The organism is Pseudanabaena biceps PCC 7429, assembly GCF_000332215.1.
GTDB lineage: Bacteria > Cyanobacteriota > Cyanobacteriia > Pseudanabaenales > Pseudanabaenaceae > Pseudanabaena > Pseudanabaena biceps.
Genome location: NZ_ALWB01000082.1, coordinates 1 through 21,899 on the forward strand (window position 1 = coordinate 1; position 21,899 = coordinate 21,899).

Genomic DNA, 21,899 nt, shown 5'->3' on the forward strand with positions numbered 1-21,899 from the left:
TAGTCGCTGTTGACTGCTGTGACTGATCTTGATTCCTGTCAATTCTTCAACATTAATCGTGGTTCTGGCGTAGGACTCACTCGCACTTACCAATAGGCAGCATTTTCTAGTTGTGGGCTTAATCTCGCTCTGGCTTGCACTTGCAACTTCTTCGCTTGTTTGCTTTTCAGCTTTAATTCACCGATACAGCTTTTTAATTTTCTTTCTTTCCCTGCTTTTGTCCCACTGCTTTTTTCGACAAAAAAATTCCCACCTTTGGACTGACGTTTTCCAGCATTTGCTCTCTCACGGCTATTTCTATGCCTTCTAGCGTTTTCAATTGCTCGGCATCTTTTGCTTCTGCATTCCGATACAGGATTTCCGCTATCTCTCTGGTGCAGGCTTCAAGTCTTCCTTTTTCTTCTGGTGTCATTTGCTTGGACGGGTTAATTTATTTCTATTTTATCCCTCTTTTCTCCTAAGTATTTATACTCAGTGCCTAATTGAGATGCTCCCAATCCTAAATTATTTATGAGAGAAGTTGAAGTCTCCCACAATTCATTCAGGATTGCTATATAGCAATAAAAGAGATAGAGCAACGAAAGAGCTACTTATTTAATTTGGTTATACGCGAACAATAGAATTAAATATCATAATGTGCGATAATTAATGGAATGGTTGTAATACCTTTTCTATTAAATTATTGGTAATTAACAGTTTGGAATGCGTCAATATCAACATCCCGATCGCGAACATATCTCTCTAACGGGGGTGCTTTACGGACTTAGCGATCCTACGCGCCTACAAATTGTCAAAATGTTAGCAACAAATCAAGAGATTACCTGTGGGGAATTCTGTTTGACTCTTAGTAAATCTACGCAATCCCATCATTTTAAAGTGTTGCGGGATATGGGCATTATGCACACGCGGCTAATGGGAACGCAACATTACAATTCTTTGCGGCGCGAAGATTTGGATGCTAGATTTCCCAATTTATTGGAAGCAATTTTAAAAAATGCTGATTAGAAAGCAGTGGCATATACTGCTTTGTATAGCTACAGTCACTTGACTTAGAACAAATCAAACCCCAAGAATTGAGTGACGACGCGAAGCGTCGCCACTCAATTCTTGGGGTTTATGTCCTAGTACACTTGGTGACAGCATTAAAAAACTACAGCGCTTTGCGCCGTAGAAGAGCGTAACACTCGCTGCGCGAGTGTTACGCTCTCTGGTTTTCTTAGCTACTTACTACCAATTCACAAAAGTGTTGTCACACTTTTGTGAATTAATTTGTGAATTAAAAACAAGCCCAGTAAGGGTTTTCAAAGCTCAAAATGGCTATGCCATTTTGAGCTTTGGTATTACTGTCATATTTATCGAGCAGAACCGCGATAGATGCGATCGGCTTGCTCGAGAGGTAACCATGAGGGTAGGTCGCCTGAATTTTTTGGTTGAGAAGGTGAACTTTGTTGATATGCCGAGGAAACTGGTGGAGCATCAGTATGGATAAAATGTTCGTTGCTTGCAGTCGCTAACAGGGTTTGAGGAACTTCAAAATCATCGGTATCTGGATTGTACGCCAAGACCTCACCCGTTTCGATATCGTAGATCCAGCCGTAAATTGACATTTTATTTTGATGTAACTTAGAGCGGATGACAGGATAGGTTTTGAGGTTTTCGATCTGAGTGACAACATTCTCCGCCATCGTAATTGCTAAAAGTTCTTCCCCTTTAGTTTCGGCATAGTTTTCTTGAATCAAGCGGCGAGTGGATTCCGCATGTTGCAACCATTCATAGACCAAGGGCATCTCGGTTCTGAGCTTTTCAAGTTTTAGCAAGCCTTTCATTGCGCCACAGTTGGAATGACCGCAGATAATTACTTGCTCGATGCCGAGAGCGTGAATGGCATATTCGATCGCTGCACCTTCGCCACCGTTTGCCGCACCAAAGGGAGGGACTAAATTGCCCGCATTACGAATTACAAATAGTTCGCCGACCCCTGACTGGGTAATGAGATGCGGTACGATCCGCGAATCCGAGCAGGTAATAAATAATACGCGCGGTTTTTGTCCGTCGGCGAGCTGCTCGAAAATCTCTTGATTGGCAGGAAAATAGGACGATTGAAACTTATGTAAACCCTTTAGTAGCTTTCTCATATACCAGTATTGACTTAGGATGCAGCAATTGATTGCTTAAGTAGCTGGGCATAATTAAAATCCAGATCTAAAATCTGCGGCGTAGGCTGCGCGTGCGCCGCAGGTTTTAGGGTTTTATATTTAATTATGCCCACCTACTTAATTGCTTGTGGTTATTGCTTATGTTTTAGTTTATATTGCCTTGCACCCTCGCTAAAACCAAAAAGAGAAATGCGGTGCGAAGCGCCGCATTTCTCTTTTTGGTTTTGATTTTGCCCTAAGGATGCTAGCCATACATTCTAAAATTGTGAGGATTCTGTTCGTAAATAATCAAGATGCAGCCAGTTGAATTTCCACCAATTATTTCACGATCGCAAAAAATTTGCGCGATCGCTCCCAGTGGTGCATTGCGCGAATGGGAACGTTTTGAGCAAGGGGTAAAGGTATGGCGCGATCGCGGTTACGAACTAACGATTCCCGATCGCCTCAGTCAGTCTTGGGGGTATCTGGCTGGAACCGACGAGCATCGCTGTCAGCAATTTGTCGAGGCATGGAATGATCCTGAATGCGTGGCGATCGCCTGTGCGCGGGGTGGCTATGGCTCAATGCGATTGCTCGAAAAATTAACTTGGCAAGAATTAAGCGATCGCCCTAAATGGTTAATAGGTTTCTCCGATATTACGGCTCTGCTATGGGCAATTGCCAAGCATAAGGGTATGGGAGGGTTACATGCTCCCGTACTCACGACTTTGGGCAATGAACCTGCGCGATCGCAACAGCAGTTATTTGATTTGTTAGAAGGAAAGATTGATGCGATTACCTTGACAGGGGAAGGCTTAATAACTGGTAAAGTAACGGGAATTCTTTTGCCTGGAAATCTAACGCTTGCGACTAATATCATCAATACGAACAACTGTCCCGATCTGGAAAACGTTATTTTGGCGATCGAGGATGTGGCGGAAGCCCCCTATCGCGTTGATCGGATGTTAACCCATTGGCGTTGGACGGGGCATTTACGCAAACTGAAGGGAATTGCGATCGGGCGTTTTAGTCAGGCGGAGGTATCAACTCCGAGTTTGACGATGGAAGAAGTATGGCGCGATCGCTTGTCCGATCTGGGAATTCCGATCGTGATGAATTTGCCCTTTGGTCATGATGGAGAGAATGCTCCTTTGCCCGTAGGTTGTATCGCTGAACTAGATGGTGATAATGGAACTTTGTCTTACCGAGTGAATAATTGATCTGAATAATTGATAGCTGCCGCCAGTCTTGTTAGGATAAAAATAAAGCCCAAAAGAGGGTTGCCACGCTCCGCGTGGCAACCCTCTTTTGGGCTTGAAGAGCATGGCGGCGCAAAGCGCCGCCATGCTCTTCTTGGGGGACTAATCAATTTGGCGATAGCTATATCTTATTCCCAAGCCTCTAGCTCGATCGCAACATTGCGAAATAGAGCCAAAATGCGATCGCGTCTGACTTCAAAATTTGCCGCAATCAAAATAAAGCCAATTCCTGCTACGATTCCTAAAGCCCACATCAAGAAAGAATATTGGGTTACTAAAATCACAGCTTGGGTAATTACTAACAAAATGAAGGTAAGCGTTCCGATAAATAGATAGGCGCGGACGCGCAAGGCTAGCCCTATGATGATGAAAGCAAAACTCAAACCCCAAGTTGATAAGGCAATAGTAGTATTTGAGAAGGAATAGAGAAACGTGACTAACCCGATCTCGCCCCCAAGTAGAAGGCGCATCCCATGACGCAAGTTTTTGGCGCGAGGCGATCGCAGGTTGGGTTCCACTTGGGCGAAATACAGACCAGAAAAGCTGATCATGCAGACATTAATCAAAAACTGGAAACTCGAAAATTCATGGAGGTGAGGACTTACATTTTGCAAAATTACCCAATCCCATAACAGAACTGTAATGTAGGTAATCCGAATCTGTTCTCGGATTTTGGCATAGATAATATAGAAAAAGCCCACGACTAGCAAGCAAGGAATGGCGATCGTGTTACTGGTAATGAAAGTAAAAATCAACGGCAAGGCAAAAGCCGAATTGTGCCAAGGACGTTCAGCCCAGCCCCATTCCTCCCAAGGGGGAAAATATAAAATCATGGCGATGATGCAGGCGATCGCGGCTACGTAGGGTTGAATTAAATTCTCGATCATCCAAGGATTGGGGAAGGCGAAGAAGATGGCATAGGCGATCGCTCCGAACGCGACGATTATCCCTGCATAGACCCAGAGTTCTTCTTCGTGATCGGCTGTGGAGTTTGCCAAGTCTTTCGCCTGAGCGATCGCATAGGCGGCGAGAGCGATGGCAATCCCACCACCAAGACTTCCTCCTGAGATCGATGGGTTGAAGGCAATGCCTGACAAGAGCAAGATGGTGCTTGCCATCCAGTGCAAGTGGGCGGAAATGCCAATCTCCCAAACGGAGAGCTTTAAATAGGGAACGAGCCATCGCGCAAAGATCTTGTAGGCATAGGCGATCGCGCAACCTAGTAAGGCAAGAATAACTAAGCCATCGCCAAGACTACCACCCTTAGCATTAGCGACTAGCTGATAGAAAAGTAGCTCGTAGACCGAGAAGGTCGCTACGACCATGGAGAGATAGGTAAGGGTTTTAAATAGGGGATTCGATGGGGATGCTCTGCGTCCGATACCAATGCCGATCAAAGAAGTACTGAGGGAAAATAAACCTGTAAGCCCGCTAAAACTGCCAATTCTCAGGAGCGAACCCATTACGCCGTAAATTAAAGGAATCAGATCCCAACTGCGGGGATAGTTCTTTTGACCATTCCTTTGCATCCATAAATCACCTAGTAATTGCGCCGCAAAGCCCAAAACGATATTGGCGATCGCTAATTCAATGGCAGAACCTTTGGTAACGGCGATCGCTCCTGAGGTGAGGATCTCAATTCCCCAAGCGATGCCCCATTCCACCCAAAGGGGAGAGATTCCTGTTTCTTGCCATAGGCGATAGCCTAGCCCCAGCGTTACCAAGACAGTACTCGGTAAGAGATTGATAAATAGATGGGCATCTTGATTGAAGGCGAATACAAGGGCGGTAAGGGAAGTTTGCAAAATCAGTAACGAGGTGGAAAGTATGGCAGCCCAAGCATCAAAGGCTTTAGCATAGGACTGATTTAAGGACAAATTGAGATTGGCAACCCGTTGCTCACGACGATATTTAAGCCAATGATTGAGAATGTATAGCAGAATGGCACTGCAAACCATGCCATTAGTCCAAAACGTAAATTGGGCGATCTTGCCATCGCCAGACTTGAATTGCCAGAGCAGAAAAGCAATAAAAAGCAAGCCATAACCGACGGTATTAAAGGCGGTGAGGAACGATTTGCTACGGCGGGTATTGACTAACATTAACGCAAAGGCAATCCCTAATCCCATCAGCCTTGGTAGGTCGCCCTGCCATGTTAAAAACTGGGCGATCGCTAGTCCTGCAATGCTCAATCTGATTGCCAAATCGCGATCGGCAAATTCTTGCCAAGTACCTAAAAAAGTGAGCGATAAAGGCACGATCATCCAGCCTAAGCCCCAATAACTGGTGAGAAACAGTAGGGCACTATTATCACCCATCCCTGTAAATGGGGCATTGCTGAGCAAGATATAGCTGAGAGCCGCTAAGCTCGCCCCAATATGCCAAGAACTATCCCGCCACGCTTGCCAATGCGCTGCTCCCAATAGAGGGCGAGAAATGAGTTTGCCAATGATGAGAACCGTAATCCATTCCATCAGCATTGCGACTAAAAGGAATCCCGCCCATGCAAAGATCGAACTAGCACGGGTAAAAAAGTAAAGACCTGCAACGATCGCGCAAAGGGTAATGATATGGGCGAAGTAAACCAAACTCTCTAAGTCTTTGCTCTGAGGCGATCGCTTAGCTTGGACGATTAATAGTGCCACTGCTGATAGGGATAAATTCACGAATAGAGTTAAAGCGGAACTAAAGCTAAGGGAGGTCAGCAGAAATCCAAAACCGAGGGCAAGAACCTCACTTCTGATTGCTAAGGAATATTTTTGGCGATCGCGATAAATTGCAGCTACAACAAGGGCAAGCATTAGATAGGGAAACAATACAATTCCAAGTAAATTAATTTCGGACTTCGTTTGCAAGAAGCTTAATAACTGCTGGGTTGTACTGGCTTGCCATCCTTCAGGGATTAAGCGCTGCCCTAACCACAGAATTTGTAAACCCCAAAAGAATAGATAGGTCAAATCAAGAGGCTGCTCAAGTTTGCCGAGGCGATCGCAGAGTAGCCAAGCAATTAACAAACTAATCGCAAAAGTCTGCCAAGGATAACGATCCCAGACCGATACCAGCCAACCCAAACCCAGTAAGATTTTGCCGAGATTAGCCTGAAAAGCGATATTTGAGGATTCTGGAGCTTTTGGGGTGGGCGTTAAGGCAGACGATCGCCATTTTTCGGACTTATGGGCAATCTGTACCAAAATCCAGCCACAGACCCCAAATGCCAAGCCCAATTTAAAAATGGAAACATTCCCAAATAGGAGCGCTCGACTGATGAGCAAGACCGTGCTGTAAGCCCCTGCGATTAAAGCGAGGGGAAATGTCGAGCTGTCGGCGGTATTTAAACCTTGGCGGCGATTGAGAAAGGTAGAAATGCCGATCGCCCCAATGCCCAAATAAACGGCGATTAATGGATAGTATGTCGATAGAAACCAGCCAAGATGCAACCAACTAAGTAAGAGAATCGCCAAAATCGAGATTTGACTGAGTTTCTTTTGGGAGTTGTTCGAGCGTGAATTCAGAGCTGCGCTTTGATTATTCCGAAATATAAAAGATGTTTGTAATAAAAAGATGGCAATCCCTGAAAGTAGGCAACCTGCGATCGCGCCCAATCCTATGCCCATCGGATTTTTTAAAATTCCTAAACCATCCATAGCCCAGAAATTGGCTGGGACGAGGAGTAAGGTCACCAATTGCAAGGCTCTAGTCGTCAGGCGCAAGCGATCGTTTTTGCTCGTCCAGAAACTCACGCCCCAAAAGCCCAACGTATAGCCTAGTAATAATAAATATTGAGTTTCCGCCGAAAAGTTCTGCCACTGACTCGCCGCCAGCAATCCAGATGAAACTACCACCATAAACACGCCCAAAAACAGCAGCCACATCGTGCTGAATTCCGACAAGAGTGATTGCACCGTTTGGGCGACTTTACTCGGCGCGGGAATTTTGACGGGAATCGCTTTCGGGGCGATGGGGCTGGGCAATCGGCTCAATTGCGAACCCACTGAACCTGCTAGATTTGCTGAAGGCAAATTCGCTCTAGTCAGGGGAACTTTGGCACTTGTGCTTGCGAGGAGGGGCGATGCTGATTTGATTTCACGTTTGATTTCACGTTTGATTTCACGTTTGATTTCACAGACAAGGCGAGTTGAACCAATTAGCTTAACTGCCTCTTCTTTAATTAGTCCTAACTCCAGCCAAAAAGATAACCCATCGAGAAGGGCTTCATTTTGAACTGCGACAATGGTGAGGCGGTTGCCTAATTTGCGATTATTCCGCCATTTAAAATCTATCTCAGAAATTAGTTCCCACTCAAACCAAGCATCTAAGCCTTCGAGAACGACATCATAGGGAACCGAAATTTCCAGATCGAGGTGCAAATATTGCACGGGTTCAACTGGCATGGGCGATCGCTCCAATGCAAAAATTAGGAATCGCCTTCATTATGACTGAAAAATAAAAGTCAGTGTTAAGTAGGGACTTTTATTTACATTTCGCCATAGCCGCCACCTCCAGGCGTGGCGATCGCGAAGGTATCACCAGCTTCCATTTGTACCGTAGCGGTGCTCGGTAATTTAAGGATTGTGCCATTGTTCCTAATGACATAGTTCTCTCCAGTAGCAGCAGGAGTTCCGCCATGCAATCCAAAGGGCGGAATGACGCGACTGCTGGATAAAATCGCTGCGGTCATCGGTTCGAGAAACTGAATCTTCCGTATAACACCATTGCCGCCGCCATATTTGCCCTTACCACCACTATGGGGGCGAATGGCAAACTCTTCTAAAAGCACGGGAAATCGCCATTCGAGAATTTCAGGATCGGTCAATCGCGAATTGGTCATATGGGTCTGGACTGCGTCAGTACCATCGAAATCCATCCCCGCACCCGATCCACCGCAGATGGTTTCGTAATATTGATGGCGATCGCTACCAAAGGTAAAGTTATTCATCGTGCCTTGAGAAGCTGCCATTACACCTAGGGCTCCATAGAGAGCATTGGCGATCGCTTGGGAGGTTTCGACATTACCCGCAACGACTGCCGCAGGATAAATGGGATTGAGCATCGAACCTGTTGGCACAACGATCTTTAAAGGTACGAGGCAACCTGCATTAAGGGGAATCTCATCATTCACTAAAGTCCGAAAAACGTATAGAACTACTGCCTTACAAACGGCGAGAGGGGCATTAAAGTTATTCGGAAGTTGAGATGAAGTGCCTGTAAAATCAATTTCGGCGGTGCGTTCTATCGGATTGAGCCTGACCGAGAGACAGATCTGACTACCATCATCCATCGGATACATAAATTTGCGTTCGGAATCTTGCCCCCATGTTGTTGCCAATTGCGCGATCGCCTTGCGAATCGACTCTTCGGCATTGTCACGTACGTAACCCATATAGGCATGGACTTCTTCGCCATAACGAGCGATCATGCGTTGAAGTTCCTTTGCACCGCATTCATTCGCGGCAATTTGGGCTTGGAGATCGGCAAGGTTTTGGGAAGGATTGCGGGCTGGATATGGACTGGAACTTAGGAGGGCAAGGGTTTCCACTTCGCACAATTTACTACTCCGCACTAGATGAAAATTATCAAATAGAATTCCTTCCTGTTCGATGCTCTGACTATGGGAAGGCATTGAACCTGGAGTGATGCCGCCAATATCCGCATGGTGTCCCCGCGAAGCTACATAAAATATCGGCTGGGTCAAGGTCATAAATACGGGCGTAATCACCGTGATATCGGGCAGATGCGTGCCGCCGTTATAGGGATTATTGGTGGCAAAAACATCGCCAACATTGATGTTATGGCGATCGCGAATTAACGCCTTAACGCTTTCGCCCATAGAGCCAAGATGGACGGGAATATGGGGTGCATTAGCAATCAATTCGCCATCGCCGTCAAAAATCGCACAGGAAAAATCCAAACGTTCGCGAATATTCACGCTGGCACTAGTGTTTTGGAGAGTGAATCCCATTTGTTCGGCAATGGATTGAAAAAGATTATTAAATATCTCCAATTTAATCGGATCGGCAGGGATAGTTCTGTGATTTTCTCGCTCGACGCGATCGAGATCGATTTGGGCTTCTCCATTCTCCCTGACTGGATTTTGGCTTTGGGGCGATCGCCGTAAGATCAGGCAATCATCTGCCGTTAATACTGCTTCCCAGTTGGGTTCGATCGCGTTAGTTCCTGTCGTATCGATAATCAATGCGGCTCCTGCAATGCGATCGCCTACCCGCAAATCCTCTCGTCGCCATATGGGAGCATGCTGCCATTCGCCTTGCATATATACTTTCGCATGAGCGATCGCTTTATGTTGCTCTTCCCTCCGATCTAAATCAACCTGCTTCCTTTTTACTTGCTGTGGTCTTGAGATAATTACCTCAACGGCGATCGCTTCTACGATGAGCGCTTTATCCGCAAAAATGAAACCATACCGCTCCCTATGCAAAGATTCAAAATTATTTTTTAGGTTCCTTAATAAGCTCTCGCAGAATGATTCCTCACGGGATGTTTTCTCGAAAGATATCTGTGCAAAGTCCTGTGCAAAGTCGATCGCTAAAGTTAAGGAGGAATCCGTACCCGCATAGCGAAGGCGCAAGCTGGTTTCAATCGCCAAATTGCCATCAAGCGGCTCTCCCTGTAGAAGTTCCGTTTTGCCAAGCTGACTCAATTCTTGGGCGATCGCGGCTAAGTCGGGCAATAGTTCTAGATTTAGGGTGGACTCGACAGTGCGATCGTGGATGGTGCGAATATCGGCTAGCCCGATGCCATAGGCGGATAGTACTCCCGCATAGGGATGAATGAAAATCTGTGTCATGCCCAACAGATCAGCGATCGCGCAGGCATGTTGTCCGCCCGCTCCACCAAAGCAACACAACACATATTCCGAAACATCGTAACCCCTCTGTACGGATATTTTTTTGATTGCCATCGCCATTTTTTCGACCGCAATTTCCAAAAAGCCTTGAGCAACGGCTTCGGGTAAAATAGCCCTACCTGTGACCTGTCCGATTTCTAGAGCAAGATCCGTAAATTTTTGGCGGACAACCTCCACATCAATGGGCAAGTTTCCGTTCTTTCCAAATACCTTGGGAAAAAAATCGGGCTGTAATTTCCCTAACATCACATTACAGTCCGTTACGGCTAATTTCCCGCCATTGCGATAACAAGCAGGACCAGGAAAGGCTCCTGCGGATTCGGGACCCACGCGATATCTGGTTCCATCAAACCCCAGTAACGATCCGCCCCCTGCGGCAACGGTATGAATGGACATCATGGGCGTACTCAGGCGAACCCCTGCCACTTCCGTGGATAGCGATCGCTCGTAGCTCCCTGCATAATGGGCTACATCCGTCGAAGTGCCACCCATATCGAAGCTAATAATTTTGCTGAAACCTGCGCGCAAGCTAGTCTGCACCGCACCGACAATTCCCCCCGCAGGTCCTGAAAGCAGGCTGTTTTTTCCTTGAAAAGATTGCGCTTTCGTCAGTCCACCATTGGACTGCATAAACATTAACTTAGAGGAGTTGCTTGGTTCCGCGTTCTCTAACTCTGAGGATTCTGATAATTCTGACCCGATCCGATCTACATAGTGTCTCAGAATTGGCGATAGATAGGCATCTACTACGGTGGTATCACCACGGCTGATAAATTTGATGAGTGAACTAACTTTATGGGATGCGGAAATTTGGGTAAATCCCATTTGTGCGGCGATCGCTGCTAAATGTTCCTCATGCTGGGAATAACGATAGCTATGCATTAAGGCAATCGCACAGGCTCTAATCCCCGAATCATAGGCTTCTTGTAATTTGGCGATCGCTAAATCTACATTCAAAGGTAAGAGGACTGCCCCATGAGCGCTATAGCGTTCTTCCACCTCGATTACTTGCTCGTAAAGCATTTCAGGCAAAATAATCTGTCTTGCAAAAATATTAGGGCGATGCTGGTAGCCAATGCGTAAAGCATCACGAAACCCTTTGGTGATCAATAAAACCGTGCGATCTCCTTTGCGCTCTAGGAGGGCGTTCGTCGCTACTGTCGTCCCCATTTTGATGGCAGCGATATTATGCATAGGAATTGGCTCGCTCGGTTCGAGCCCAAGCAGATCGCGAATCCCTTGGATTGGGGCATCAGCATAGTGATCGGGATTTTCCGAAAGTAACTTATGGATGATGATTTCCCCATTAGGACGCTGCGCGACAATATCCGTAAATGTGCCACCGCGATCGATCCAAAATTGCCATTTATGATGATGTGCGCTCAACTTTACCGACCTACTATGTATGGGTTTTATGGTTTGTATGGGTTTTATAGATTTTATGGATTTATATTCAGAGTGCCCAATTACTTATATGTAAGTACCTCAGCATAATTAAAATCCAGATCTAAAACCTGCGGCGCACGCTGCGCGTGCGCCGCAGGTTTTAGGGTTTTATATTTAATTAAGCCCACTTACTTAGTGCTTTTCAAGGAAGTGATCTACTTAGAGTTATTTCCCGCCAAAGGCGGGTAAATAACTAGTTATTTCACTAGACTGGGAAACGCTATACAATTTCTGTTAATTAAATTAGTAAATCTAATCAATCTAATCCTATGACTACCCATTTTATCACTGCGGAAATTGAGATTAATGAGAATCAAGAAGCGATCGCCCAAACCATCGAGCAGGAGCTAGCCAAACAGGGTGAACCATTGCGTTGGGCGATCGCTGCTGTCGAAAACAAGGGGGATGAAGCAGGCGTAACGACTCAAGTTGCCCATGTTGAGGCAGTTGTAACCCGAAACTAAAAATTAAAAACCCTTTCTCAAAGCCCCAAAGTAAAAGCCTTGCTACGCAAGGCTTTTACTTTGGGGCTTTGAGAATTTGCCAGCTTAAACCGAACTTTTGAGCTTTGGTAGGCATAATTAATTACATACCAAAACCCGTAAAGTTGCCCCGTAGGGGCGCAACTTTACGGGTTTTGGTAATTTATTTTGCCCAAGTGCTTAACTTGAAAATCCTTATTAGGTTTAGTTTTTAATTCATAAAAGTGTGACAACACTTTTGTGAATTGGGATAAATTTAGTCTTTAGTTAAAAAAGACTGATACATGGCGATAATTGTATCTTTGATGTTTTGGGTTAGATTTTCAGACTGCAAATCTAGTAATATTCGTCGAAATTCCTGTTGAGATGCGGTTAAGTTTTTAACTTGACATTGAAGCGATTCAATTTCTTCTAGTTTTTGTTGCATACTTTCAATCAATTCCCCCACTCTTCTTTGCAGATAATCAACTTTGGCTTGGAATGGATCATTATCTGATTCTTGATTAAAACTTTCTAAGACATCCTCAAGGGTTATTGATTCTAGGTCGATTGCGGACATATTTTGTTCTGTATCTAAGGCTAAGGTATCAAAGAGGGGAGAGTATAGTCCAGAACTATGGGGTAGCGATCGATCAAGTTGCTGCATCGCGTGATTCACAGCATGATAAATAGAGGATTCTTTCTCATTAACGCTCAGTCTCTCTAAGATCTCATTCTCTTCATCATCGGATAACGTAAAGTTGTTGGACATGGCAATGATATCCGTAGAGAGGTCTATGGAGGCTGGGGGAACTTCTAGATCTTGAGATAGTTCTACTCTTCTAGCAATAAATTCTTCTTGATCGTCATCCTCTTGGCGATCGTAGCTGCCGTAATTATTGTAAGTATATTGGTTGGCAGCGTATTTGCTATTATTACCGTCATTATTGCTATCGTTATTGCCGTCGTTGTAGTTATTAATATTTGTCAGCAATGCTGGTGAATGTGGATTGGAGCGCAGACTCAATTCCCAAAACTGCAAACATTGCCCTAAGACTTGTGATAACTCATACAAAAAAATTGCCTCTTGGGGTTGCCAGCACCTTGGGCGATCGCATTGTTGGACAAACGTTAAACCCCAAATCTTTTTGTCTCCTGCCAATGCATCAAATAAAATTGGGGCGGACATCATCGCTTTTACCTTTGTCCTTTGCCAAAGTTGATGTACGCTCAAAACTTCTTGGGTCTGAGCGACATTTGGCAACCGCACCGCACGATCCTGAGGATAATCGGCAAGGGATCTTACACCAAAATAAGTAATAGGATAGGGCTGGTTTTTAATAGTGGGGATATTGGGGGCAATGGCTTCTACTAATACAAGCCCTTCATCTTGATTGGTTAATTGATAGATGGCAACACGACTGATACCTAATTGTTCTCCTAAATTAGTTAAAAAAATTTTTAATAACTCTTCAGGGCTGCGACTAGCAAACATTTCTGCCGCAATTGATTCATATTCGAGTGTTTTGCTACGGTCAAAGGAAGATGAAACCCCATCCATAATTTACGAAAATATATGCGATCGCCATAATATCTCTTTTTAAGGATCTCTTTTTAAGGTTTTCTAGGGTATAGGCTTGAAAAACTCTAAATCTGGTTTCCTTGCCGAAAATGCTGAGATAATTGGAGCCTACCTTATTGGCTGAGCAAGTCACTGAGCAAGTTACTGAGCAAGCCACTGAGCAAGCCACTGATTATTTTGTTAAATTGGATTTCCCAAATTTTATGAGTACAGGTCGATTAATCGTCCAGTTAGGCATTGCTGCTTATATTTTATTTACGCTATTGCCCGATAGTAGTACCCAGATGGTGGCTTTCCCTTGGGTGATGCTATGGCAAGTAGGTTTGCTATGTTTTGCGATCGCAGGGTTGCTAAATTTATGGCGGCAGCAGAAATCTTTTTATCTATTGGGGAGCGGCTTTGACTGGGCGATTGGCGCTAGTACGATCACATTGTGCTTATCGACGATGTTTTCTCAGTTTCCCAATCAGGGGATGTGGTATAGCTTGACGGCATTTGGCTATTTTATCGCGCTATACGTGACTAATAATTTTTTGCATGGGGCATCTTCCCAATCCCATAAAGTATTTTCCCAAGAAGGAGAAAGCAATGATTCTCAACTTTTGCCGATTTTACGATTTCTGGGCTTATTGGGGATTGCGGTAATTATTGAAAGTTTGGTTTTTTGGACTACGCAAACTTGGCTGCCCCAGTTGGCTAATTTTGCCAAGCTCAATCAATGGGGACTAAATCTCAGTTACGATTTTTCGGATTTGCAATCGCGTAATTGGGCTCCGATGGGGCATCAAAATTATGTGGCGGGTTTTTTGATGTTGGTTTTGCCAATTTTGGCAAGCTTGGCGATCGCCCAAAGGGGAATGTGGCGATCGCTCTGGTTGGTAGGGATCGGTTTGGGACTAGTCGATTTATATACCACCAGTTCGCGCGGGGGCTTTTTGGGCTTGGGAGCGATCGTTCTCTATGGCATATTGGTGGCTTTATTTAAGAGTCGGGGCAATCGTTGGCTAGCGATCGGGGGTGGCGGTGGGGCGATCGCTATCTTCGCACTGTTGATTGCTACCAACAATCGGTTGCGATCTCTAATTTCAGGATTAGTTTCAAGTTTTGCCAATCCCGCTCAAGGTTCGGGAGAATTATTTTTTAGAGCGATCGCAGCGGATACGGGTTGGCGGATCGGCTTAGACCATTGGTTATTTGGGGCAGGGGCGGGTTCAGCGATCCTGTTTTATCAACAATATCGTCCGTCATGGGCGGGACGAGAAGCAGAGCTGTTATTTCAGCTCCATAGTACGCCTGTGCATCTGTGGGCGGAACTCGGCATCGGCGCTGTGATTGTCGTGGTTTTGGTAGGGGTCGCGATCGCCAGTTTATTTGTGAAATTACACAGATCTCCTACTTGGAATGCCAATCCTCAAGAACAGGCGATTACTTATGGGTTATTTGCGAGCTTAATCGGCTATGGAATGCTGGCGATTACTGACTATCAGCTTGATGTGCCTGCGATTAGCGGCAGTTTGGTGATCGTTTTTGCCAGTCTCGCCTATCTCGGGCAAGTGCATAGCGGGGAATTAATTAGCCTCGGTCATCAAAAGCAACCTCGTTTATGGTTGTCCATCCTTGCCACAGTCTATTTGGTAATAGCGATCGCTTGGTTAGTTCCCGTCAATACGGCATGGCAAGCTTCTAGCATGGGTTTCATCTACCTAGCAAGGGCAAGAAATGACTTAGCCATCGCGAAACAGGAAACCGTAACGGAAGCGATCGCGGCGATCGATAAGTTCCAAGATCGGCTAAAACTTGCCCATCAGCTTGCACCTTGGGAGCCTTACTATCCCTATCAGCTAGGTTGGAATTTGGCGGATCTCGCCATCAGTTATCCCAACCTGCCCCAGTCTCCTACATGGCAAAAGGATGGCTTGACATGGATTAAAGCCGCGATCGCCATCAACCCCAATAATGAAGCGGGATATAATGCCGCCGCATGGCTCAGTCTCCGCGATGCATCACCCACCGATCCTTTAAGTGCCGTACAAGCCGCAGAGTCCTATTTTCGGCGGGGACTCGAACTCGTTCCCACTAAGCGATCGCTTTCCTTTGGGTTGGGAATTAGTCTGTTGCGACAGGGCAAAAATCCTGAGGCGATCGCCGCGATGGTTGCCGAAGTTCTGAACGATCCTAGCTTTATTACCAGTCCAATCTGGTCAGATCCCGCCTTCCAATCCCTTTACCCCCAAATAGTTACCAATCTGGAAAATGCTTATCGGAATAGTCCTAGCAAAGCCGTATATCTTGCCGCCTTAAGATGGTGGAATGGGAATCCCAATGCTGTTGACGAACTCAAACAAACGGGGAATTCAACGGCAATCCTGTTAGCCAATGCGATCGCTAACGATACCAATGCTTTGCAAGCGGTCAAGCAAAACCCGCAAACACCCCTAGAAATGGTGATTTCCGCTTGGTTAAATCCAAATTTACGGGACAAATTACTAGAACGAGCCTATGTATTTGCGACCAGTAGTTTACCCGATGAGCGATCAGTCTTTACGGTTAAAGCCATGAGCGATCGCATGAATCAAGCCCCTAATTTTGATGCTTGGTTGCGATCGCCTTTACCTGTTAATAGTCCCTTAGTGCTGAACTATCGGCGGGCTAGACTAGGATTTAATGTCGTTAGTCGTCATTTAGATGGGGTTGTCCCCCTTGATTTCTTTGAAGTGCGGGATCGTGCTGAAATAAGCCTCTTTTTTAAAGATTTGTTCTCGTAAAAATTAATAACACCAGAGGCTGTAATACCCGTTTCACAGGTATTACAGCCTCTGGTGTTATTCTTTAACTATGCAGATGGACTTATACCAAATCAAGAAATAGCGTAGCTATTTCTTGATTTGAAAACCCTTAATAGGTTTAGTTTTTAATTCGCGAAAATGTGACAACACTTTCGTGAATTGGTATTATAAGTACCTAGACATAATTAAAATCCAGAATCAAAAACTATAGCGCAAGCTGCGTGTGCGCTATAGTTTTTTGGGTTTTATATTTATTGCGTCTAGCTACTTATATGAAGCGATGTGGTTAACAAAAGACGGATATGTATTGATGGCATGGAAGATCTTGAAACCGAGAAAATCGATGCATATCTTGGCGATCGCATTGATGAGTTTGTTCCTTGCAATTAGCTGTTTTGTCAATCCAGTCAGGGCTAATGCGCCGCCGCCACCGCAAATGAACTGGTTTACGCTGACTCATACCTCAGGACATAAAACCCTGCAAGGGCTACAGATTGTTGAGTGCAGCAATGCTAACTGCGATCGCCCAGTTCTAGTGGTTCAATATGGTGAATGTCGCGATACGGGTTGTCTAACTAATGGGGCGCAGGCATCGTCGAGAGGAGAGCGATTAGATTGTTTTGACGATCGCTGTCTCCTAGTAGATGACATTTTAAATTCCTTTCCCATTAACGAACCTCCATCAAAAGAGCCACCGAAGCCATTGTTCCGCATGATCGGTCAATTCAGTGATCGCGTGCGTATGAGTCCGCCCATTCCCAAAGATACATCCGTTCGTTATAAGAATGAAAATTTATCTTTCCCCAGTGACGGATCGTGGCAAGTGGAAGTAACTGATGATGCTATGCGGATCGTGCAGAATGCCGAAAAAGATTCCTATTCCTTTGGCAGTTATTCTCCCTTTCAACAATATAAAGATCGGATCTTTTGGCGCGGTTGGTTATTAACAATTCTTTCGGAGTTGCTGGTCGCTGCCATTTATATGTGGTGGCGAAAAGCATCGCTTCCCCTCTTTGGGAAAATCTTGCTTGTGATCGTGATGGTTAATCTCTTTAGCTATCCTGTGGTCTGGTCTTTCTTTCCTTCGCTGGAGCCATTTCAAAGCGCTATGACGCGCTATTTTGGGATTAGCTCCTTGGCGATCGCCTTGCTCTTTGGTTTGACTATGCAGGTAGATCCCCCAGCCTCATTATCCAAATTAGTTTTTTCTGCCTTAACTATATTCATCGGCGGAAATATCCTTGGGGGATTGATTTCAATTTTGTGTGGTTATGGAAGATGGGATTTATTTGCCCAAGGAATCCCCTATCGTTTTGCCATGCCTGCTTCTGAAGTCTTTGTGATCGTCTATGAGGCTTGGGTTATATCGTCGCTCAGTCAAAGACAGCTATCCTTTGCTCAAGCTAGTCTAATCAGCCTTCTCACCAATTTGACTAGCTTGAGTTTAGGTATCATTATCTTTCGGTAACCTTCCAATTAGAACTTTGAGTAAAAGTGGCGCTAAGTAACGCTTTTACTCAAAGTCCTTTAAAAGATGATTTTTTCAGCGATATATTTGGCAATGTTTGCTGATGCTCCCGCTTTTCCCATCCGTTCTTCTCCATTGCGACTTACTTCTTGAAAGTAATCGGGATCTTGCAAAATCTCATTAAGCACATCGGCAACCTGAGCGGGCTTGTCAATCAGATTAATCGAACAACCCAATAAATCAGCCTGTTCTTCGGCAAATTTGCGCGTAAATTGAGGACCATTACCAGCGATCGTAATTACAGGTTTCCCTAAACCCACCATTTGTTCGGTAGCAGTTCCAGCCATGGCTAAGCCTAAATGACATTGGTGGAGGCAATCGCCAAATCCATTTTGCAGGAGCATGAGCCGAGCGTTTTGCACCTTAAAGGTGGTTTCATCAATCCGCAGCCAACCTTTTTGAATAATGCTCTGTCCGATAATTTCGAGATCTAAATCAGGAGCGATCGCTACCAGAAAATGTACGTTATGAGGAATTGTGCGGGAAACTACTTGGGCACAAAGCATTAAGGTCATCCAATTTTCGTAGGCTTCAGGCGATCGCGATCCAGGTAAAATTGTCACCGCCCATTCGTTTTCACCGATACCAAAATCTAGACCCTGAGGCTCCAATCCATCCATCATGGAGTTGCCTAAATAAATGGCAGACAGCTTAAAATCGCGGTTTAAAATTTCCGCAGTTAACTGATCGCGAACGAAGATCGCTTTACAGCGATCGCTATTCATTAAAGCGCGTTCCCAAGGAAAGAAGATAGAGCCACCAAAGGGCTTTTTAACGTGGGGTAATCCACTTTTGCGATCGCGCCAATAATACTCTGACTTTGCCGTGGCAACAAAGGCAAAATCGCACCCACCAAACTTAGAGGGTAGCCAAGCAAACAGCAGTGGCACAATATCCCCTACGGCTAAAATCAGTCTTTTCCCCCTTCGCCGATCGCGCGACCAGTTCCACGCATAGCCCAATTGTTTGCGGGTAAGCCCGACTAAACCACTTTTGACATCACGGGCTAGTTGACGGCTATCCATCCTGACAAAGCCCCCTGATGGCATCGCCTGAGTAAACTGCTCGACTATTGGTATATTTGCCTTAACATAGGCATGTCCTACACCAACAAGGGGTAAGGCGATCGCTGAGAATCCTAATTTTTCTAGTTCAATGCAGATACGTGCGGCGATGATATCTTCACCATGTCCGTTACTGATACATAAAATTTCCACTTTTTACCAAAAAAATCTAATCTACAAGAGGGCTAATGTAACTTTAGTAGAGACTGCGACATTATGCTTATCCCGATTTTAAGTAGCTCAGCATAAGTAAACTTAAAGCCCAGAAGAGCGTACCGCCCGCTACGCGGGCGGTACGCTCTTCTAAGTATGTTGAGCTACTTAAAATCCCAAACCTATGGCATAAACTGCGCCTGCGCCACAGGTTTTGAGTTTGGTTTTTAATTAGAGAATGGATTTATACCAAAGCTGAAAATGGCTACGCCATTTTCAGCTTTGAAAACCCTTATACCAATTCACAATTAAAAACTAAACCTAGTAAGGGTTTTATACCAAGTTAAGAAATGGCGTAGCCATTTCTTAACTTGGTATAAAACCTGCGGCGCACGCTGCGCGTGCGCCGCAAGTTTTAGGGTTTTATATTTAATTAAGCCCACTTACTTAGGTCGTTATGTTAAGACAGAAAATTAGCTTTTATCTCGATGACCTTGCGACACCAATTGGTAAGTCAATCAATATAGCGATCGCGATTCTTGTTCTTGCTTCTGCTACTAGTTTTGTTGCCCAAACCTTTGAAATTAGCGAGATTACCCGCACCCGACTCAACCTGCTAGACGACATCATTTTAGGGCTGTTTGTACTGGAGTACTTTTTGCGGCTTTGGTGCGCGGAGGAGAAACTCAAGCATCTATTTAGCCTTTATGCGATCATCGATCTGGTGGCGATTTTGCCCTTCTTTTTGGGGGCGATTGATGTGGCTTTTCTCCGTCTCCTGCGCTGGTTTCGGATCTTACGATTGATTCGCCTCGTAGAGTCGCGATCGCTGTTTCCTAACAAGAATGAAGATATTGCTATTCTCTTGCGGGTGATCTTTACGTTATTTGCGATCGTGTTTGTTTTTTCGGGCTTAGTTTATCAAATCGAGCATCCGAATAATCCCCAGTTTCACAACTTTCTCGATGCTTTCTACTTTTCGATTTTTACAATGACCACTGTGGGCTATGGCGATATCATGCCCCATTCGGAGGCGGGGAAACTGACGACGGTGTTAATGGTACTCACGGGCATTGCCCTCATTCCTGTGCAGCTAGGCGAATTATTTAAGCGGTTAGTTAAAACAGCTAATCAAGGCGATCGCCCTAACGATCTGCTCAAAGAAATTGTTTGCACTCGCTGCGGTCTATCCCTGCATGACCATGATGCCCAGTTTTGTAAGGCATGTGGAACTAAGATTTAGTGCTAGTGAGAAGGACGGCGCAGAGCACCGTCCTTCTCACTAGCAAACCTTACGTTGCTATAAAGTGGGTAATACCAAAACTAAAAATGGCTACGCCATTTTTAGTTTTTCAAACCCTTACTAGGTTTAGTTTTTAATTCACAAAAGTGTTGTCACACTTTCGTAAATTGGTATAAATAAACTGTATAGATTAAAAACTAGAAATAATGTCAACTTGGCAATGTATTAGCGGCTGTGGTGCTTGCTGTAATCTCACTCCTAGCGATCGCCCCGATCTCGCAGATTACCTAACACCAGTTGAGCTACAGCAGTACTTGAGCATGGTGGGGCATGATGGTTGGTGTATCAATTTTGACCATATCCAGCGCCAATGCAAGATTTACGACCAAAGACCGAGATTCTGCCGAGTCGCAACCGATACGTTTTACGATATGTTTGGTGTCGAACCAAAAGACCTTGATGAGTTTGCGATCTCCTGCTGTAAAGAAACTATCGAGTCGATCTATGGCGATCGCTCCTTAGAGCTATTGCGCTTCAATCAGACTATTAAGGAGCTAGGGTAAGGAGCTAGGGTAAGTAGCTAGCGATAATTAATTACAAACCAAAAACCGTAAAGTTGCGCCCCTACGGGGCGCAACTTTACGGGTTTTGGTTTGTAATTAATTATGCCTAGCTGCTTATACCGCTGGAAGTAACTTTTTACTAAACATACTCATAACTTTAGGGATAACCTTTTAATAACTTTTGGAGAAATAAATACTTAAGCAAGGGAGTACTATGTCTCCATGAAACGGACAGTTTTTCCCCTTGGGGAATTTTCCTTGAGGAAGCTATCTAGAGACTCCTTCAGACATTTTAATTAAGCTTAATTAAGCCCTTATATAAGTCAATTTACTTAAAATTAAATATTTTTTAGCTTCTAAACATCAAGGAGCAAGGAGAGAATCATCATGCGTATAGAAGTAATGCAGCCCATTGGTCACCTTGATGCGACCAGCACTAATTATTTTCGTCAACAAGCAAGCGATGTGCTAGATCGCAAGCCTGACGTACTACTTATCGATCTCCAGCATCTAAAACAGATGGATAGTTCGGGATTAGGAGCCTTAATTTTTGCGTTAAGAACCTCTAAGGCGATCGGTTGCAAGTTTGCCCTCTGCTCCATCAGCGAATATGTGGACTTTCTCTTAGAAGTAACCTCAATGAAGACTTTGTTTGAGGTATTTGAAAATCGCAGCCACTTTGAGCATTCGCTTAAACAAGCTTAGGACAAATCAAACCCCAAGAATTGACTGGCGGCGCTTCGCGCCGCCAGTCAATTCTTGGGGTTTATGTCCTAGTAAACAGTGTTGTCACACTTTTGTGAATTAAAATGTA

At 44.9% G+C, this 21,899-nt stretch carries 14 protein-coding genes; 8 read left to right on the forward strand and 6 right to left on the reverse strand.

Features of this window, described 5'->3' with window-relative positions:
* Positions 1–193: 193 nt before the first annotated feature.
* Positions 194–412, reverse strand: coding sequence for a hypothetical protein (locus tag PSE7429_RS10845; protein WP_009627219.1), 219 nt, complete (start codon positions 410–412; stop codon positions 194–196).
* A gap of 290 nt (positions 413–702) precedes the next feature.
* Between PSE7429_RS10845 and PSE7429_RS10850 the strand changes: the two genes are divergently transcribed.
* Positions 703–1,005 carry an ArsR/SmtB family transcription factor gene (locus tag PSE7429_RS10850; RefSeq protein ID WP_009627220.1) on the forward strand — a complete coding sequence of 101 codons (303 nt, stop codon included), beginning with the start codon at positions 703–705 and terminating at the stop codon, positions 1,003–1,005.
* Positions 1,006–1,352: 347 nt separating this feature from the next.
* On the opposite strand, the gene PSE7429_RS10855 is transcribed toward PSE7429_RS10850, so the two are convergent.
* Positions 1,353–2,135, reverse strand: a complete 783-nt coding sequence (locus tag PSE7429_RS10855) for a carbonic anhydrase (protein WP_009627221.1) — start codon at positions 2,133–2,135, stop codon at positions 1,353–1,355.
* 314 nt (positions 2,136–2,449) lie between these two features.
* Between PSE7429_RS10855 and PSE7429_RS10860 the strand changes: the two genes are divergently transcribed.
* A complete protein-coding gene (locus PSE7429_RS10860) occupies positions 2,450–3,355 on the forward strand; it encodes a S66 peptidase family protein (RefSeq protein WP_009627222.1) in 906 nt (301 codons plus the stop codon).
* Positions 3,356–3,522: 167 nt separating this feature from the next.
* Here PSE7429_RS10860 and PSE7429_RS10865 read toward each other — a convergent pair whose 3' ends face one another.
* Together PSE7429_RS10865 and PSE7429_RS10870 are read right to left on the reverse strand one after the other, a co-directional pair.
* Positions 3,523–7,785: a hypothetical protein gene (locus tag PSE7429_RS10865; RefSeq protein ID WP_009627223.1), complete on the reverse strand. Its 4,263-nt coding sequence runs from the start codon at positions 7,783–7,785 to the stop codon at positions 3,523–3,525.
* 83 nt (positions 7,786–7,868) lie between these two features.
* Positions 7,869–11,645: an oxoprolinase family protein gene (locus PSE7429_RS10870; RefSeq protein WP_009627224.1), complete on the reverse strand. Its 3,777-nt coding sequence runs from the start codon at positions 11,643–11,645 to the stop codon at positions 7,869–7,871.
* 329 nt (positions 11,646–11,974) lie between these two features.
* Between PSE7429_RS10870 and PSE7429_RS10875 the strand changes: the two genes are divergently transcribed.
* Complete coding sequence (locus PSE7429_RS10875) at positions 11,975–12,169, forward strand: hypothetical protein (RefSeq protein WP_009627225.1); 195 nt, start codon at positions 11,975–11,977, stop codon at positions 12,167–12,169.
* A gap of 274 nt (positions 12,170–12,443) precedes the next feature.
* Here PSE7429_RS10875 and PSE7429_RS10880 read toward each other — a convergent pair whose 3' ends face one another.
* Entirely contained in the window at positions 12,444–13,727 is a 1,284-nt protein-coding gene (locus tag PSE7429_RS10880) for a GAF domain-containing protein (RefSeq protein ID WP_009627226.1), read from the reverse strand.
* Between the two features lie 137 nt (positions 13,728–13,864).
* Between PSE7429_RS10880 and PSE7429_RS10885 the strand changes: the two genes are divergently transcribed.
* Both PSE7429_RS10885 and PSE7429_RS10890 read left to right on the forward strand, forming a co-directional pair.
* Positions 13,865–16,513, forward strand: a complete 2,649-nt coding sequence (locus PSE7429_RS10885; protein ID WP_009627227.1) for an O-antigen ligase family protein — start codon at positions 13,865–13,867, stop codon at positions 16,511–16,513.
* A 301-nt stretch (positions 16,514–16,814) separates the two neighbouring features.
* On the forward strand, positions 16,815–18,002 hold the full coding sequence (locus PSE7429_RS10890; RefSeq protein ID WP_144052507.1) for a hypothetical protein: 1,188 nt from the start codon (positions 16,815–16,817) through the stop codon (positions 18,000–18,002).
* A gap of 59 nt (positions 18,003–18,061) precedes the next feature.
* On the opposite strand, the gene PSE7429_RS10895 is transcribed toward PSE7429_RS10890, so the two are convergent.
* Positions 18,062–19,279, reverse strand: coding sequence for a lipid-A-disaccharide synthase-related protein (locus tag PSE7429_RS10895; protein ID WP_009627229.1), 1,218 nt, complete (start codon positions 19,277–19,279; stop codon positions 18,062–18,064).
* A 457-nt stretch (positions 19,280–19,736) separates the two neighbouring features.
* On the opposite strand from PSE7429_RS10895, the gene PSE7429_RS10900 reads away from it, so the two are divergent.
* The 3 genes from PSE7429_RS10900 to PSE7429_RS10910 all read left to right on the forward strand — a co-directional run bounded on the left by PSE7429_RS10900 (position 19,737) and on the right by PSE7429_RS10910 (position 21,790).
* Positions 19,737–20,522 (forward strand): ion transporter, encoded by a 786-nt coding sequence (locus PSE7429_RS10900; protein WP_009627230.1) that lies wholly within the window; start codon positions 19,737–19,739, stop codon positions 20,520–20,522.
* Positions 20,523–20,728: 206 nt separating this feature from the next.
* Positions 20,729–21,085 (forward strand): YkgJ family cysteine cluster protein, encoded by a 357-nt coding sequence (locus tag PSE7429_RS10905; protein WP_009627231.1) that lies wholly within the window; start codon positions 20,729–20,731, stop codon positions 21,083–21,085.
* Positions 21,086–21,472: 387 nt separating this feature from the next.
* Positions 21,473–21,790: an STAS domain-containing protein gene (locus PSE7429_RS10910; protein ID WP_009627232.1), complete on the forward strand. Its 318-nt coding sequence runs from the start codon at positions 21,473–21,475 to the stop codon at positions 21,788–21,790.
* Positions 21,791–21,899: the final 109 nt, after the last annotated feature.